This window comes from Actinokineospora sp. UTMC 2448 (assembly GCF_024760565.1).
Classification (GTDB): domain Bacteria; phylum Actinomycetota; class Actinomycetes; order Mycobacteriales; family Pseudonocardiaceae; genus Actinokineospora; species Actinokineospora fastidiosa.
Window position 1 is genome coordinate 6667083 of the sequence record NZ_CP031087.1, and the last position, 15440, is coordinate 6682522.

Below are 15440 nucleotides of genomic sequence, written 5' to 3' on the forward strand. Positions count from 1 at the left end.
ATGAGCGCGCCCACCCCGCCGAAGGCGCGTGCCGACGGCGCCACCCTCGCCTGCGTGTACGCGCTGGTGATGACCGTCATCCCGGCGAGCATGGTGCTCAAGGGCGTGCCCATGGCCGTCACGCCGGGGATGATGGTCGGCTTCGTCATGGGTGTGCTGTGGTTCTGCGCGCAGCTCGTCACCACGCTCGGGGTCGCCAAGGGCCGCAACGCGGCGCGGACGGCGCTGTTCCTGTTCGCCCTGTCCCAGCTGGCCACCTACGGCGTGGCGACGTACGGGTACCTGCCCTCGGACGAGCTCGCCGCCGCCGACCGCACGCTGATCACGCTGACCGCGGTGTTCGCCGTCGGCCTGGCCGTGGTCGACGGCGTGCGCGGGCTCGACCGGATCGACCGCGTGCTCAAGACGATGGTCGTCGGCGCGACGTTCATGGCCTTCGTCGGCATCCTGCAGTTCTCCTTCGCCATCGACCTCACCCAGTACCTGACCCCGCCGATCCTCAAGGCCAACGGCGACGTGTCTTTCGTGCTGGAGCGGTCGAACTTCCGCAGGCCCGCGGGCACGGCGGGGCATCCGATCGAGTTCGGCGTGGTGTGCGCGATGGCGGTCCCGATCGCCCTGCACTACGCGATGCGTGCCCGCGACTTCGGCGGCCCGGACAAGCGCTGGTGGTTCTGCCTGGGAATCCTGGCGATGGCGTCGATGCAGTCGCTGTCGCGCTCGGCGGTGCTGGCGCTGGCGATCGCGGCGATGTTCATCATCCCGGCGATGCCGCCCAAGCGCCGGGTGCGCGCGCTGTTCGGGATCGTGCTGTTCCTCGGCGCGATGCGGGTCATGGTGCCCGGCCTGGTCGGCACCCTCTACAGCCTCTTCACCTCCATCGACGAGGACCCGAGCGCGGAGAGCAGGCGGCGGGCGATCGAGCGGGCGGGCTCGGAGATCGCCGAGCACTTGATCTTCGGCCGCGGCATGGGGACCTACCTGCCGGAGAAGTACGGCTGGCTGGACAACCAGTACCTGGGCACGCTCGTGCAGAACGGGGTCCTGGGCATCCTCGCGCTGATCGGCCTCTACGCGGCGGGCTGGTACTGCTGCTTCCGGGCGCGGATGGTCACCAAGGACCCGAGGATCAAGGACCTGGCGGTGACGGTCGCGGCGTGCATCGCGGTGCCCGGCATCTCCTCGGCGACGTTCGACCTGCTCGGGTTCGCCGTCGCCACCGGATTCACCTTCCTGCTCGTCGGGCTCGCGGGGGCGCTCTGGCGGCACGTCCAAGAAGACGCCGCGCGGCCCGCGGCGCTACCCAGAACCGAGGTGGCCAGGTGAGCGTGGACGTCGGCGGGAAGGTCGGCAGAGGCGCGGTGTGGAGCCTGCTCAACACCGTCGTGCTGCGGCTCGGCACGCTGATCGCGGGCATCGCGCTCGCCCGCATCCTGACCCCGGCCGACTACGGCGTGTTCGCCGTCGCCCTGGTCGCGCTGACCCTGCTGCAGGCGTTCAACGAGCTGGGCGTGACGCTCGCGCTGGTGCGGTGGGAGCGCGACGTGCGCGAGTTCGCGCCGACGGCGCTGACGATCGCGGTGTCGTGCAGCGCGGCGCTGTACGCGGTGGTGTACTTCGCCGCGCCTGTGTACTGCGAGCTCATGGGCAGCCCGGACGCGGTGGGCGTGCTGCGGGTGCTGTGCCTGGCGGTGGTGCTCGACGGCATCGCGGTCGTCCCCGCCACGATCCTCAACCGGGAGTTCCTGCAGCGCACACGGTTCTTCTGCGACGGCGCGGCGTTCGTGGTGGTGACGTCGCTGACGATCACGCTGGCGCTCTCCGGCGCGGGCCCGATGAGCTTCGCGATCGGCCAGGTGTCGGGCAACGTCGTCTCGGTGATCTGCTATCTCGCGCTGTGCCCGGTGCGGGTGCGGCCGGGGTGGGACCCGGCCACGGCGCGGGAGCTGGTGCGCTTCGGGCTGCCGCTGGCCGCGGCGAGCCTGCTGGTGCTGTCGGTGACCAATGTGGACAAGATCGTCGTCGGCGCGTACACCGATGAGATCGCGCTGGGGCTGTACCTGATGGCGTTCAACCAGTCGAGCCTGCCGCTGCAGGTGTTCTCCGAGGCCGCGCGCCGGGTGTCGCTGGCGGGCTTCGCGCGGCTGGTGGACGACCGGCCCCGGCTGGAGCAGTCGCTGGCGCGGGGCACGGGCCTGCTGGTCGCCGCGGCGCTGCCCGTGTGCACCCTGCTCGCCTGTTACGCCTATCCGATGCTGCACGTGGTCTACGGCGCGCAATGGACCCCTGCCGCCGTGGTGCTGCAGGTGCTCGCCGGGCTGGGGCTGGTGCGCATCCTGCTGTTCATCGGCTATGACCTGCTGGTCGCGCTGGACGGCAACCGCTCGCTGGTGTGGCTGCAGGGGTTGTGGCTGGCGACGATGCTGCCCGCGCTGGTGGTCGGCACGCGGGTCGACGGCATCCGGGGGGCGGCGATCGCGCAGGTGGCGGTGGCCGCGGTCGTGGTGGTCCCGGCCTTCGCCTGGGTGATCCGGCGGCGCGGGCTGAGCCTGCGCCCGGCGGCGGCGGTGTGCGCGCGTCCGGCGATCGGCGGCGTGCTGATCGCGGTGTCGGCGGTCGCGGTGCACGCGGTGTTCGACGACCCGCTGCCGACGCTGCTCGTGGGAGGCGTCGTCGCGGCGCTGGTCTATCTGCCTGTGGTGTATCCGATGCGCGCCCTGCTGCCTGGGCGATCGAGGGAAGGGGCGTCCGCGTGAGCGCGCCGTTGAAGGACCGGGGCGGGCTGTCGGCGGGGGTGCGCCGGGCCCTGCGGGACCGGTTCGGGATCTGGCCGATGCACGAGGCGAAGACGAAGCTGCTGCTCGGGCGGCACGCCGTCGCCCTGCGGCGGTTCGAGGACGCCGAGGTCGCGCGCCTGCGACGGCCGCTGCCCGTCCCGCTGGTGACCACGGTGATCCCGACCTACCGGCGGCCAGCGATGCTGGTGGACGCGGTGGATTCGGCGTTGGCGCAAACGATTGCGGACCACTTGGTCGTGGTGGTCGACGACGGCGGCGGGCTGCCCGCGCTGCCGTCGGACGAGCGGTTGGTCGCGGTGAGCCTGTCGCGGAACACCGGGGTGGTGGGCGTGGTGCGCAACGTGGGGATCCGGCTGTCGCACTCGCCGTACCTGGCCTTCCTCGACGACGACAACACCTGGCGGCCGGACCACCTGGAACTCGCCCTGGCCGCGATGCGCGAAGGCGCGGACCTGACGTACTCGGCCGTGCAACGCCACCGCGCCGACGGGACGGTGGTCGACGTGCTGAGCGCCCCCTTCGACCGCCACACCCTGGCCGACGCCGACCCGTACGTGGACACCAACGGCCTGGTCCTGCGCAGGAGCCCGACCGTGCTCTACAGCCGCCTGCCCAGGACCAAGACGACGATCCCCAAGGAGGACTGGGAGTTCGTGCACCGCGCCGCCCGCACCCGCGTCGTCCGCCACATCCCCGAGCCGACCGTGCGCTACCTGATCAACCCGGACAGCTATTACACCGACTGGGACTGATGCAACCTCCCCGGCGCCCGCGAGCGTGACTAGGGCGTAGCTACGCACTGCCCCAGGGGGATGGATGGATCGGGACGGCGAGTTCGCCGACTACTTCGCGGCCCGGGCGGACGTCATGCGCGGCACGGCTTACCTGCTGTGCGGCGACTGGCATCGCGCCGAGGACCTCGTGCAGACGGCGTTCGTCAAGCTCTACCGGGTGTGGAACCGGGTGTCGCGGCGGGACCGCCTCGACGCCTACACCCGGCAGATCGTGGTGCGTGCTTTCCTCGACGAGACCAGACGGGGGTTCTTCCACCGGGAACGGGTGACATCGCAGGTCGCGGACGGGTCGGCGCCGGAGTACGGGCCGGACGACCGCGTGGTGCTGATGGCCGCCCTGGCCCGGGTGCCCGCCCGCCAGCGCACGGCGCTGGTGCTGCGGTTCTGGGAGGACCTGTCGGTGGAGGAGACCGCCGCCGCGATGCGGTGCTCGGTGGGCACCGTCAAGAGCCAGACAAGCCGCGGTCTCTCCGCCCTGCGCGCACTGCTTCCCGCGCCCACGCGCTGAGAGGACACATGGACGAGCACGACCTGCGCCACGCCTTCAACCAGGCGATGGCCGACACCCCGCCCTCGATGGACACCGACGCCGCGCTCGCGCGCGCCCAGTCCGCCTACCGACGCAGGCGCACCGCGATGATGGGCGGTGGCGCGGCCGCCGCCGTGGCCGTCATCGCCGCGGGGGCGATCGCGCTGACCGGCGCCGCCCCCGGCGGCGCCGCTCCCGGACAGGCCGCGCCCGCGGTTCAGCCGACCACCGCGGCCCAGTCGACCACCGCGGTCCAGCCGACCGACCCCGGGGCGTCGACGACGATCGCCACCCCCGCGACGGGCGTCCCGCCGAGCACCAGGCCGTCGTGGCCCAACGGCCAGACCGACCGCACGGCGAGCCGCGGCCCGCAGCACGCCCGCGGGGTCGAGCTGCTCGACCTGATCACCGCGGCGCTGCCCGAGGGGCTGGAGTCGCCGGAGCTGGAGTGGGCGAGCCCGGAGTACTCCGGCGACACCCGGTACCACCAGGCCCAGTACGCCGACACCATCAACGGTGTCGAGATCTGGGAGTACATGGCCACCATGCCGGTGGGCAAGGACGGCCGGTACGGCAAGCTGCTGATCGAGGTCCACACCCCCGGCAACGCCGACCCGACGGAGCCGTGTGCGCTCACCACGAACCTGTGGGGCATGGGCGGCGACTGCACGGTGGTCACCGTCGAGGGCAAGCAGGTCGGCCTGGTGCGCAAGCCCTCGGCCGACGGCCGCTTCGACCAGTGGGCCGCCTACCGCCACCCGGACGGCACGACGGTCGCCATCGCCCAGGCCAAGCGGTTCGACGGCGTCACCGAGCCCGCCATGACCGAGCTCCCGCTGACCACCGACCAGCTCCTGACCCTGGTCATCGCCGACCGGTTCGCCATCGGCTGACCCCCGAGGGCGACGCCTCCTGCCGGAGCGCAGGGGGCGTCGCCCCAATGGCTTACGCCCCACCGGAAAAGTCGTGGTCCCCGACGAACGCCCTTATCGTGCGGCCATGACCAAGACACCCAAGTCGATCGCCCTCGGCGGCGCGATCCGACAGGCCCGGCAGGCCCACGGGGAGACGTTGCGGGACTTCGCCGGACGCATGGGCGTCGACCCGGCGATGATGTCCCGCTGGGAGACCGGCGCCCGCTCCCCCCAACCGGAGAACGTGGCCCGGATGCTCACCGCACTGGGCGTGACTGGCGAGCGGTACAAGGGCCTGATGACGCTGGCCTACGGCACCGGCCAAGACCAGTGGGTGGCGACGAGCCTGCCGGAACAGCAACAGCAGATGTTCGCCTTCGTCTCGTGCGAGCAGCAGGCCACACGGCTGGTGGAGTTCTCACCGCTGCTGATTCCCGGTCTGCTCCAGACGACCGACTACACCCGGGCGATCATGTCCGCCCCCGGTGTCCCGCCAGCCGAGATCGAGGACCGGGTTCGGCTGCGAGCGGACCGCAAGGAGGTGATCCTGCGCCCACACCCGGCGCACCTCACGGCGATCATCGGAGAAGGCGCGCTCTACCAGGGAATTGGCGGTGCGGCAGTCACCGAGGGACAGCTCCGCTACCTGCTGGCGATCGGCAGGCGGGCGAACGTCGAGCTGCGGATCGTGCCCAATGGCACAGGTTGGCACCCCGGTCTCGAAGGTCCTTTTCACCTGATCGAGGGTGTTAACCTGATCACCAGCGTGTTCGTCGAGACGCGCCGCTCAACCCTGTGGCTGCACAAGGAAGCGGATGTGAGGGCATACAAGCAGGCCGTCGAGCTCATTCTGCGGCACGCGTTGAGCCCCGGGGACTCGATGCGGTTCGTCGCCCATCAGGTGCGCAGAATGGAGACCCGCCGTGACCTCCCCGACCACGTGGCGCAAGGCCACCCGTAGCCAGAACGGACCGACCTGCGTCGAGGTGGCGGGCTCGCTCGACCGGCTCCGCGACTCCAAGCACACCGGCCCCGTCCTCCGCGCCGACGTGCCCGCGCTGGTGCGCTACGTCAAGCGCGACTAACGGTCTCCAGCCCCGCGCGGTCAGATGCCGTAGTAGGCGAAGACCGTCCTGCGCTGGTCCTCGACCGTCCCCACCTCCGCCGGTTCGGCCGAGGCGAACACGTCCACCACGTCCGTGCGCGGCTCCCCCGGCACCAGGCGGTACGCGGTGCGGCCGAGGTCGGCCTGGAGTTGTTCGGCGCTCGGGTGGACGTCGGGACGCGCGCCCTGGCAGCACAGCAGGTAGCCGTCGGCCTCCAGGGCGGCGCGCAGCTTGCGCAGGCAGGTGAACCAGTTGCCCGCCCGGTAGTCGACCGCCTCGCGGCCGTCGACGGACGCGCGGATGCGGATGTCGGGCTCGGCCAGCAGCTCGACGTCCACGGGCAGCCGCCCACCCGACCGCGAGTCCGCCCACAACCGCACGTCTACACCCCGAATCTGGCCCAGCGGGCCTCGCGGTACAGCTGCCGGACCCGGCGCGCGGGCGCGGTCAGGACCAGCGGGGACAGCGCCCTCGCCCGGCGGGCGCCCAAGCGCTGGCGCAGCCGCAGCGTCTTCCACTCCGGCAGCAGTTCCGCCGCCGGGTACGCCTCGCGGGCGAACTCGACCAGTTCGGCGATCGGGTCCGTGTCGGCCCGGCCCTTGTCGTAGGCGCGGCCCGCCCTGCGCAGGGCATCGGCGGCCAGCACGCGGCGGACGCGGCGGTCGAGGTCCACCCGGTCGGGGAGGATGCCCTCAGCGCGCCGCACGATCGACTCGAAGGCGGCCAGGCGCTGCCGCAGGTCGCCGACCTGCGTCTCGTAGTACGCCTTCGACATGTTCGCCCCGTGCACCCGGTAGTACGCCTGGTCCACGCCCTTCAGGTACCCCACGTCGGCGTGCAGGGCGAAGCGCATCCACATCTCGATGTCGCCGGTGTGCTTCAGCTCCGGGTCGTAGCCGCCCAGCTTGTGCTGAAGCTGCGTGCGCACCACCACCTCGGGGGAGGTGATGCAGCCCTCGCCGAGGGCGAACCGCCTGCGCAGCCAGGTGAATCCGTTGTAGACGGTCCAGCCGCGGTCGGCCGTGCGCGCCGCCGGGAGCGGGTCGCTGCCGTCCCAGTGCAGCGGGCGGCCGTAGACGAACCCGACCTCCGGGTGCGCGTCCATCAGCCGCGCCGCCCGGCCGAGCGCGCCCGGGGTGAGGGCGTCGTCGGCGGACAGCAGCGCGCAGTAGTCGGCCTTGGCCCAGTCGAGCAGGCCCTCGTTGTAGGTGGCGATGTGGCCGCGGTTCTCCGCGTGCTCCCACACCGTCACCCGGCTGTCGGCGTCGGCCAGCGCGCGGGCCACGTCGGCGCTGCCGTCGCCTGACGCGTCGTCGATGACCAGGACCCGGACGTCGACGCCCGGCTGGTCGAGCACGCTGCGCACGGCGACCGGCAGCACCGACCCGTACCGGTAGCACGGGATCACCACATCGACGCTGGCCAACTTCCGCCTCCGAGATCTAGTTGTCGAAGACTGCGTCGACCCAGTAGTTCGATCCGTTACCGGGCCCGGCCGGGAACACACCGCCGCCGCCGTACTGGAACACGCCGTTGGGCTGCGCGCCGGTCGCGGGCGAGGTCAGCGGGCCGTTCACCTTGTCGCTGGTGAAGTAGTCCCGCGTGTACCCGTACCGGCCCGCCGAGGTCCAGAACGAGACCACGTAGGTCTGCCCCGCGGTCACCGGAACCGGTGTCGCGAAGGTCATGGTCTGCCACCCGCTGGACGTCTCGCCCTCGAACGCACCGGTGGCCAGCAGGCCGCCGGTCGGCGACCACAGCGAGCCGGTGTGCGTGCCCGGGTCGCCCGCTGCCTTGTAGAACCGGACGCCGGTGATGACGCCGTCGGTGGCCGGGGTGATCCGCATGCCCAGCTCGACCGGGGAGTCGACCGCGAACTGCGCGGGCGCGTCCGTCGGACGGAACAGGCTGCACGGGCACGCCCCGGACGCCGCCGTGGTGAACGACCAGGTCAGCGCCGAGGGCATCGGGTTGCCCATCGGGTCGCTGGCCAGCACGGACGCGGTGAGCGTCGCGCTGCCGGGCAGCGGGTCGGTCGAGACGAACGTGGCGCTCTTGTTGTCGGCGCCCATGTGCACCGCGCCGGGCACCGCGCTCGCGCCCTCGGACACGGTGAACTGCAGGTTCGCCGGGTTGACCGCCTCGGAGAACGTCACCGTGACGCCCGCCCCGGTGGAGACGCCGGTGGCGCCGTCGGCCGGGTTGGTGGCGGTCACCGACGGCGGCGTGGTGTCCGCGCCCTCGGTGTCGACGATGACGTCCACCCAGTAGTTGTTGTGGTTGAACGTGCTCGACGGGAAGCCGCCGCCGTAGACGTAGACGCCCTGGCCGCCCGCCGCTGGCGAGGACGGCGCGGTGAGGATGCCCCGCCCGGCGCCCTTGTCGGCGAAGTAGCCCGGGTCGACCGAGTACCGGCCGTTCGGGGCGCGGTAGGACGCCACGTACGTCTGCCCTGCCGAGATCTGCACGGGCTCGTCGAAGACCAGCGTCTGCCAGCCCGACGCCGTCTCGTCGACGAACGTGCCGTGCGCGATCCGCTCGCCGCCGGAGGTCCACACCGAGCCGGTGTGCGTGCCGGTGTTGTTGACCGCCTTGTAGAACCGCACGCCCGTCACCGTCGCGTTGGCGGCGACGGTGAACTTGACGCCCAGTTCGACGTCGCCGCCGTCGTTGGCGTCCAGCGTCGCCGGGGTGCGCTGCCCGAACAGGTTGCACGGGCAGGGCGCCAGGGTGGTCCCGGTGGTGAAGCTCCAGGACCGGGGCGCGGCCAGCGGGTTGCCGAAGCCGTCGGTGGCGTTGAGCGTCACCGAGTGCTGGGCGTTCGGCGGCAGCAGGTCGGTCGCGGTGAAGGTCACCGTGGGCCCGTCCGTGGTCACCGTGCCCGGGATGGGGTTGCCGCCCGCCTGCACGGTGAACTGCACGCTGCCGGGGTCGACGTCCTCGTTGAACGTCGCCGAGATCGACGAGTCGATGTGCGCGCCCGTGGCGCCCTCCGCCGGGCTCACCGAGTTGATCACCGGCCGGGTGTTGTCCGCGGAGTCGGTCGTGACGATCACGTCGACCCAGTAGTTGCCGCCGTTGAACGAGGTGTCCGGGAAGCCCTGGCCGTACTTGAACACGCCGTTGCCGCCCGCCACCGCGCTCGACTTCGGGGCGGTCAGCGGCACGATGCCCGCGCCCTTGTCGTTGAAGTAGCCCGCGTCGACGGAGTACCGGCCGACCGGCGCGTGGTAGGAGACCACGTACGGCGTGCCCGAGCGGATCTGCACGGGCTGGTCGAAGGTCAGCGTCTGCCAGCCGGACGCGGTCTCGTTGCCGAAGGTGCCGGTGGCCAGCCGCTGGCCGCCGGGCGACCAGAGCGAGCCGGTGTGGGTGCCGGTGTTCGCGGCGGCCTTGTAGAAGCGCATGCCGGTGACGGTCGCGTTGACCGACGTCGTGAACTTCGTGCCCACCTCGATCGAGGCGTTGTCGCCGCTGTCCACGGTCGCGGGCGTGGCGTTGCCGAAGACGGTGCACGGGCACTGCTGCGCGCCGATGGTGACGTTGATCGTCATCGTGGCGCCCAGGGTGGCGCCGTCGTCGGACGCGCGGACCTTGATCGTGGCCGGGCCGAGCGTGGACGGCGTCCACTGGTAGCTCCAGGTGTCCAGCCCGTTCGCCCGCTTGAACGTCGCGCCGCCGTCGACGGAGACCTCGACGCCCGCGACCACGCCGCCGCCGACATCGATCGCGGTGCCGTTGATGTTGACGTTCGTGCCCGCCGGGATGGTCTGGCCCTCGGTCAGCCCGTTCACCGTGACCACCGGCCCGACCAGGTCGGTGCTCGGCGTGGCGGCGACCAGGCCGGGCATCAGCGTGCGCGGCTGCGCGCCCATGTCGGCGAGCATGTTGACCGTCGCCTGCTGCATCGCCGGGCTGGTCGGCGCGGTCGGCGGGGCGCCGTAGGGGAAGGTGTGGTCGTCGTCGAGGCCCCACGCCCACTGCACGGTCGCCGCGTTGAACACCAGCGCCTTGCTCTCCGGGTCGCGGTACAGCGTGATGTTGTGGTCGGCGGGGCCCGCGCCGTAGGTGTTGCCGTGGTCGAGCAGCAGCATGCCGAAGTCGACGTTGACGGTGGTGTGCGAGAGCCGGATGGAGCCCGCGGGGCGGTAGCCGTTGTCCGGGTCGGTGTCCCACTCGTAGCCGAGCGTGCCCGCCGGGAACGTCGTGGTGCCCGTCGCGGTGGCGACCGGGGTGTTGCGCCAGAACCGGTTGCGGCCGAAGGACGCGGGCACCTGCAGGGCGTCGGCGCGGTAGCCGTTGACCATGAACAGCGCGCCGATCAGCTGGTTCTCCGGCCTGCCGCCGTCCGACGGCGGCGAGGAGCGCGGGTCGCGCCAGGTGCCGGTCCACTCCGGGCTCGGGTCGATCTTGGCCCCGCCCGGGGCCTTGGTCTCCTTGTAGCAGACCATCGTGCGGTAGGCGGTGTTCGAGCCGTCGATGGAGTTCTCGAACCGGGTCTTCCAGAACCAGGTGTTGCCCGAGGAGAAGAACAGGTCGACCCCGGCGTCGCGGGCGGCCTCGACCCCGTTCCACTGGGCGTTGTTGGCGTACTCGTCGTGCCCGCTGGAGAGGTAGATCTTGTGGTTCTTCAGCAGGGCGGGGTTGCGGGTGACGTCCACACCCGACAGGTAGCTGACGTCGTAGCCGTTGCGCTCCAGGAACCGCACCATCGGGTACTCGGCGTTGAGGAAGTTCGACGTGCCCGCGTTGCGGTACGGCCGGTTGTAGCTGACCTTGAACGCGCGGCCGTCGGGGGAGCCGGAGAAGCCGCCCTCGTAGAGGTTGAACTCGTTGACGCCGGGCCGGTCGCCGTACTTGTTGTAGGCCTGCCAGGTCTGGTCGGACGTCTGCACGACGATGTCCGATGTGGACGAATCGTTGCGCACGACGAACGGGTACTGGCTGGCGCCCGCGCCGTCGTTGCGGATGAAGTTGGCGACGTAGAAGCCCGAGACCGCCGTCGAGGGCACGAACCAGCTCGCCGACACGCCCCAGTTGCCGCAGTCGACCAGGCCGGTGGCGCCGTCGTAGGAGCACTGCGGCTGGTGCTGCGGCAGCGGCACCGACGGGTTCAGCGTGGCGACCCTGCGCCCGCCGTGGCCCTGGTACCAGCCGAGGCGCACGATGTCGACCACGTAGTTCGTGCTCGGCGTCTTGATCTTGAAGTCCAGCCGCTGGCCGGGCTGCACGCTGGCCGCGGTGGCGAAGCCCTCGATGTCGCCGTAGGGCGACTCGATGAACCAGTTGTCCTTCGGCGTGCCCGCCTTGGAGTTCTCGCACACGATCGGGTTCGTCGGCGCGTCGCACGGCCCCGCGGACGCGGGCGTGGCGACGAGCAGCGGCAGCCCCACCGCCACGAGCAAACCCGAGAGGACGATCCGGATCGTCCGCGCCCGACCAGTCGCCCGGTCCATGGGAGCCTCCACGGCTAGTTACCTTCTGTAATTGGAGCGGGGCGGCCTCGACCGGGCCGTCACTGCGCCTCGTCTGGACATCGCCGGTCCATCCCATCCCGTTACCCCCATTGGGGGAAGGAGATGTGGTCCCGTGCCGCGGATTGTCCGAAGTGTCGCGACCGACGAGGGATTTCGCGTCTCCGGCCGCTCACGTTCGGTAGTCATATCGGCTCTGACCTGCGGTTTCCCGCCACTGTCCTAATAAGACGACCGGTTGGTGAACAACGGGACAACCCCCCGGATGGTCAGGCCCGCACCGCGTCGGCCAGTTCGGCGACGACCCGCTCCTGCTGCTCGACGGTGATCTCCGGGAACAGCGGCAGCGACAGGATCTCCCCCGCGGCCCGCTCGCTGACCGGGAAGTCGCCCCTGCCGTAGCACAGCCCGGCGAACGCGCCGGTCAGGTGCACCGGGGTCGGGTAGTGGATGCCCGCGCCGATCCCGGCCGCGTGCAGCTTGCCGAGCACGGTGTCGCGGTCGGCCACGCGCACGACGTACAGGTGCCACACGGGCACGTTGCCGTCGGCGACGACCGGGGTGACCACACCGGGCACATCGGACAGCAGCGCGGTGTAGCGCTCGGCGGCGGCGCGGCGCGCGGCGTTCCAGCCGTCGAGCCTGCGCAGCTTCGCCGAGAGCACGACGGCCTGCAGGGTGTCGAGCCTGCTGTTGAACCCGAGCACGGGGTGCTCGTACTTGCGCGGCGAGCCGTGCGCGCCCAGCAGCCGGACCCGCTCGGCGAGGTCGGCGCGCGCGGTGGTCACCGCGCCCGCGTCGCCGTAGGCGCCGAGGTTCTTGCCCGGGTAGAAGCTGGTGGCGGCGATGTCGCCCAGCGAGCCGCAGACAGCGCCGTGCCGGGTCGCGCCCTGCGACTGCGCGGCGTCCTCGACGACGGCCACGTTGGCGGGCAGCAGCACGCGCAGCTGCTCGATCGGCGCTGCCTGACCGTAGAGGTCCACCGGCAGCACCGCGCGGGTGCGGGTGGTGACCGCCGCGGCGGCGGCCTCGACGTCGATGAGCAGGGTGTCGGGGTCGCAGTCGACCAGCACGGGTGTCGCGCCGGTGCGGGCGACGGCCTCGGCGGTGGCGATGAAGGTGTTGGCGGGCAGCACGCACTCGTCGCCGGGGCCGATCCCGAGCGCGCGCAGGGCGAGTTCGATGGCGTCGGTGCCGTTGCCGACGCCCACGCAGTGGTCCACGCCCGCGAACCGGGCGTACTCGGCCTCGAACTCGGCGACCTGCGGGCCGCCGACGAACGCGGTCCTGGCCAGCACGGCCGCCCAGCCCTCGGCGACCTCGTCGGCCACGGCGGCGTGCTGGGCGGCGAGGTCGACAAGCGGGATGGTCATGGGTTCTCCTTGAGTAGCCGGGCCGGGACTCCCGCCCAGGTCTGGCGCGCGGGCACGTCGGCGAGCACGACCGCGCCCATGCCGACGACCGCTTCGGTTCCGATGTGGACGCCCTGGCGCACCAGCGCGCCCGCGCCCAGGTAGGCCGACTCGCCGACGGTGACGTTCCCGGCGAGGGTGGCCCGGCCCGCGAGGGTGGCGTGGTCGCCGACCTCGTCGTCGTGGGTCATGAGGACGTGCGGCATGGCCAGCACGTGCCTGCCGACGCGCTGCGGCGCGGTGATGACCGCGCCCGCCAGCAGGACCGTGCCCGCGCCGAGCTCGGCGCCGTGGGCGACCGAGGCGGCCGGGTGGACCAGCGTGGCGTAGCGCTCGTCGGGGAGCCCGAGCCGAGCGGCCACCGCGGCCCGGCCCGCGGGTCGGGCGGGGTTGGCGACGCAGAGCAGCACCGCGGCGTCGCTGTGGTCGTGCACGAGGTCGAGCCCGCCGAGCACCGGCACGCCGTCCACAGTGGTCCCGTAGCGGGCGGCGTCGTCGTCGAGCATGCCGAGGACGGGGGCGCCGAGCGCGCGGGCGGCGGCCAGGACCTCCCGCGCCAGCCCGCCCGCCCCGACCAGCAGCAGGGGGCGGGTCATCGGGTCAGTTCCCGGTGCCAGACCTCAAGGGACAGCAGCGTCCAGAGCCTGGGCTGCTCGTTGCGGTCGCCGGAGTTGTGGTCGTCGACGAGCCTGCGGACGGCGGCCGCGTCGAGCACGTCGGCGACGAAGGACGACGGGCCGGTCAGCAGGTCGGCGGCCATGTCGCGCAGGCCGCCGCGGAACCAGGCGTCCAGCGGGACCTTGAACCCGGACTTGGGCCGGTCCACCACGTCGTCGGGCAGGTGCCTGCGGGCGACCTCCTTGACCACCCACTTGGTCACCCCGCCCCGCACCTTCACCGCGGACGGGAGCGCGAACGCCAGCTCGACCAGCCGGTGGTCCAGGAACGGCGGGCGCAGCTCCAGCGACGCCGCCATCGACATCCGGTCGCCGCGCTCCAGCAGGTTGTCGGCCAGCCAGGCGTGCGAGTCGGCGTAGAGCATGCGGCGCAGCGCGTCGCCCCGGCCGCGGCGGTACGCCTCGGGCGCAGGCCGGCTGGCCGGGCCGCCGAGCAGCGCCGTGCGCTCGGCGGTGGTGAACGGGGCGAACCAGCCGCGCATCCGCTCGGCCGCCGACGGCTCGGCCAGCGCCCGCACGGCCACCCCCAGCCGAGCCTTGGACGCGGGCAGCGACCGCTCGACCCTCGGCAGGACGAGCCCGCGCCCGGCGGCGAGCCCCGCCCACCGGGTGACGCCCGCGTACCGGTACTTGGGGTAACCGCCGAACAGCTCGTCGCTGCCCTCGCCGGACAGCACCACCTTCACGTGCTGGCGGGCCAGTTCGGCCAGCCGGAACACCGCCACGTCGGCGGGCTCGGACAGCGGCGCGTCGCGGTGCCAGCTCAGCCGCGCCCAGGAGTCGCGGAAGTCCTCGGCGGTGACGGTGACCTCGTGGTGCTCGCTGCCGACGATCCCGGCGACCCTGCGCGCCCACGCGACCTCGTCCACCCGCTCGTCGCCGAACCCGGCGCTGAAGGTGTGCAGTCCTTCGCCCTGCCTGGCCTTGGACACCAGCGCGGTGATCAGGCTGGAGTCGATGCCGCCGGAGAGGTAGGCGCCGACCGGCACGTCCGCGACCAGAGCGTCGGCGATCGAGGCGTCCAAGGCGTCGGACACCAGCCGGACGGCCTCGTCAGGGGGCGTGGGGCGGGTGCCGGAGACCGGCAGCTCCCAGTACGCGCGCAGCCGCACCTGCCCGTTGCGGCCCAGCGTCAGCCGGTGCCCCTGCGGGACCTTCCGCACGCCCTCGACCAGCGTGTGCGGCGCGGGCACTGACCGGTGCGCGAGGTAGTCGTGCAGGCTCGCCCGGTCGACCCCGGGCCGCCCGATCACCGGGAACAGCGCCTTGATCTCCGAGGCGAACGCGAACACCTTGTCGTCGCGGTAGTAGTACAGCGGCAGGATGCCCAGCCGGTCGCGCACGAGGTGCAGCTCCTGCGTGCGCCCGTCGAACACCGCGTACGCGAACTGACCGCGCAGGTGGCGCACCCCGTCGACACCGTCGCGCAGGTACACCGCCAGCAGCGTCTCGGTGTCGCCGGACGTCCGGAACGGGTAGTCCACACCGGACCGCAGCTCGCGGTAGTTGAGGATCTCGCCGTTGAACGCCAGGTGCACGTCCCCGGCCGACATGGGCTGCCGGGACGCGCCCAGGTCGATGATCGACAGCCGGGTGTGGGCGAACCCGACCGGGCCATCGGCCCACGTGCCCGCGTCGTCCGGGCCGCGGTGGTGCAGGACCTTGGCCATCTCGGCCAGCACCCCGGGGTCGGCCGGGGCGCCGTCGAGGCGCCGGTATCCGGCGATGCCGCACAT

Annotated in this window: 13 protein-coding genes; 7 read left to right on the forward strand and 6 right to left on the reverse strand. The window is 72.2% G+C overall.

What is annotated here, in order from left to right:
* From Actkin_RS30850 to Actkin_RS30880, 7 genes are all read left to right on the forward strand, one after another.
* Nucleotides 1-1326 carry an O-antigen ligase family protein gene (locus tag Actkin_RS30850; protein ID WP_258905187.1) on the forward strand — a complete coding sequence of 442 codons (1326 nt, stop codon included), beginning with the start codon at nucleotides 1-3 and terminating at the stop codon, nucleotides 1324-1326.
* Nucleotides 1323-2756: a lipopolysaccharide biosynthesis protein gene (locus tag Actkin_RS30855; protein WP_258905188.1), complete on the forward strand. Its 1434-nt coding sequence runs from the start codon at nucleotides 1323-1325 to the stop codon at nucleotides 2754-2756. Before Actkin_RS30850 ends, Actkin_RS30855 begins: the two co-directional genes overlap by 4 nt.
* Nucleotides 2753-3550 carry a glycosyltransferase family 2 protein gene (locus Actkin_RS30860; RefSeq protein ID WP_189209308.1) on the forward strand — a complete coding sequence of 266 codons (798 nt, stop codon included), beginning with the start codon at nucleotides 2753-2755 and terminating at the stop codon, nucleotides 3548-3550. Before Actkin_RS30855 ends, Actkin_RS30860 begins: the two co-directional genes overlap by 4 nt.
* A 64-nt stretch (nucleotides 3551-3614) precedes the next feature.
* Nucleotides 3615-4100: a SigE family RNA polymerase sigma factor gene (locus Actkin_RS30865; RefSeq protein WP_258905189.1), complete on the forward strand. Its 486-nt coding sequence runs from the start codon at nucleotides 3615-3617 to the stop codon at nucleotides 4098-4100.
* An 8-nt stretch (nucleotides 4101-4108) separates the two neighbouring features.
* The gene (locus Actkin_RS30870) at nucleotides 4109-5014 is read left to right on the forward strand and encodes a hypothetical protein (RefSeq protein WP_258905190.1); all 906 of its coding nucleotides are present in this window, start codon (nucleotides 4109-4111) and stop codon (nucleotides 5012-5014) included.
* A gap of 106 nt (nucleotides 5015-5120) precedes the next feature.
* Nucleotides 5121-5996, forward strand: coding sequence for a helix-turn-helix domain-containing protein (locus Actkin_RS30875; protein ID WP_258905191.1), 876 nt, complete (start codon nucleotides 5121-5123; stop codon nucleotides 5994-5996).
* A complete protein-coding gene (locus Actkin_RS30880) occupies nucleotides 5959-6120 on the forward strand; it encodes a DUF397 domain-containing protein (protein WP_189209304.1) in 162 nt (53 codons plus the stop codon). Before Actkin_RS30875 ends, Actkin_RS30880 begins: the two co-directional genes overlap by 38 nt.
* A 20-nt stretch (nucleotides 6121-6140) precedes the next feature.
* On the opposite strand, the gene Actkin_RS30885 is transcribed toward Actkin_RS30880, so the two are convergent.
* From Actkin_RS30885 to asnB, 6 genes are all read right to left on the reverse strand, one after another.
* Complete coding sequence (locus Actkin_RS30885) at nucleotides 6141-6521, reverse strand: hypothetical protein (protein WP_189209303.1); 381 nt, start codon at nucleotides 6519-6521, stop codon at nucleotides 6141-6143.
* Between the two features lie 2 nt (nucleotides 6522-6523).
* A complete protein-coding gene (locus Actkin_RS30890; RefSeq protein WP_258905192.1) occupies nucleotides 6524-7567 on the reverse strand; it encodes a glycosyltransferase family 2 protein in 1044 nt (347 codons plus the stop codon).
* Nucleotides 7568-7583: 16 nt separating this feature from the next.
* Complete coding sequence (locus tag Actkin_RS30895) at nucleotides 7584-11597, reverse strand: DUF4082 domain-containing protein (RefSeq protein ID WP_258905193.1); 4014 nt, start codon at nucleotides 11595-11597, stop codon at nucleotides 7584-7586.
* A gap of 287 nt (nucleotides 11598-11884) precedes the next feature.
* Entirely contained in the window at nucleotides 11885-12988 is a 1104-nt protein-coding gene (locus Actkin_RS30900) for a DegT/DnrJ/EryC1/StrS family aminotransferase (protein WP_258905194.1), read from the reverse strand.
* Complete coding sequence (locus Actkin_RS30905) at nucleotides 12985-13623, reverse strand: acetyltransferase (protein WP_258905195.1); 639 nt, start codon at nucleotides 13621-13623, stop codon at nucleotides 12985-12987. The genes Actkin_RS30900 and Actkin_RS30905 overlap by 4 nt, the downstream gene beginning before the upstream one ends.
* Nucleotides 13620-15440: an asparagine synthase (glutamine-hydrolyzing) gene (asnB, locus tag Actkin_RS30910; RefSeq protein ID WP_258905196.1), complete on the reverse strand. Its 1821-nt coding sequence runs from the start codon at nucleotides 15438-15440 to the stop codon at nucleotides 13620-13622. Before asnB ends, Actkin_RS30905 begins: the two co-directional genes overlap by 4 nt.

Excerpts from the sequence above, each read along its gene's own strand:
- Actkin_RS30850 (WP_258905187.1), top strand. The coding sequence starts at position 1 with ATGAGCGCGCCCACCCCGCCGAAGGCGCGTGCCGACGGCGCCACCCTC.
- Actkin_RS30865 (WP_258905189.1), top strand. The coding sequence starts at position 3,615 with ATGGATCGGGACGGCGAGTTCGCCGACTACTTCGCGGCCCGGGCGGAC.
- Actkin_RS30870 (WP_258905190.1), top strand. The coding sequence starts at position 4,109 with ATGGACGAGCACGACCTGCGCCACGCCTTCAACCAGGCGATGGCCGAC.
- Actkin_RS30875 (WP_258905191.1), top strand. The coding sequence starts at position 5,121 with ATGACCAAGACACCCAAGTCGATCGCCCTCGGCGGCGCGATCCGACAG.
- Actkin_RS30895 (WP_258905193.1), bottom strand. The coding sequence starts at position 11,597 with ATGGACCGGGCGACTGGTCGGGCGCGGACGATCCGGATCGTCCTCTCG.
- Actkin_RS30900 (WP_258905194.1), bottom strand. The coding sequence starts at position 12,988 with ATGACCATCCCGCTTGTCGACCTCGCCGCCCAGCACGCCGCCGTGGCC.
- Actkin_RS30905 (WP_258905195.1), bottom strand. The coding sequence starts at position 13,623 with ATGACCCGCCCCCTGCTGCTGGTCGGGGCGGGCGGGCTGGCGCGGGAG.
- asnB (WP_258905196.1), bottom strand. The coding sequence starts at position 15,440 with ATGTGCGGCATCGCCGGATACCGGCGCCTCGACGGCGCCCCGGCCGAC.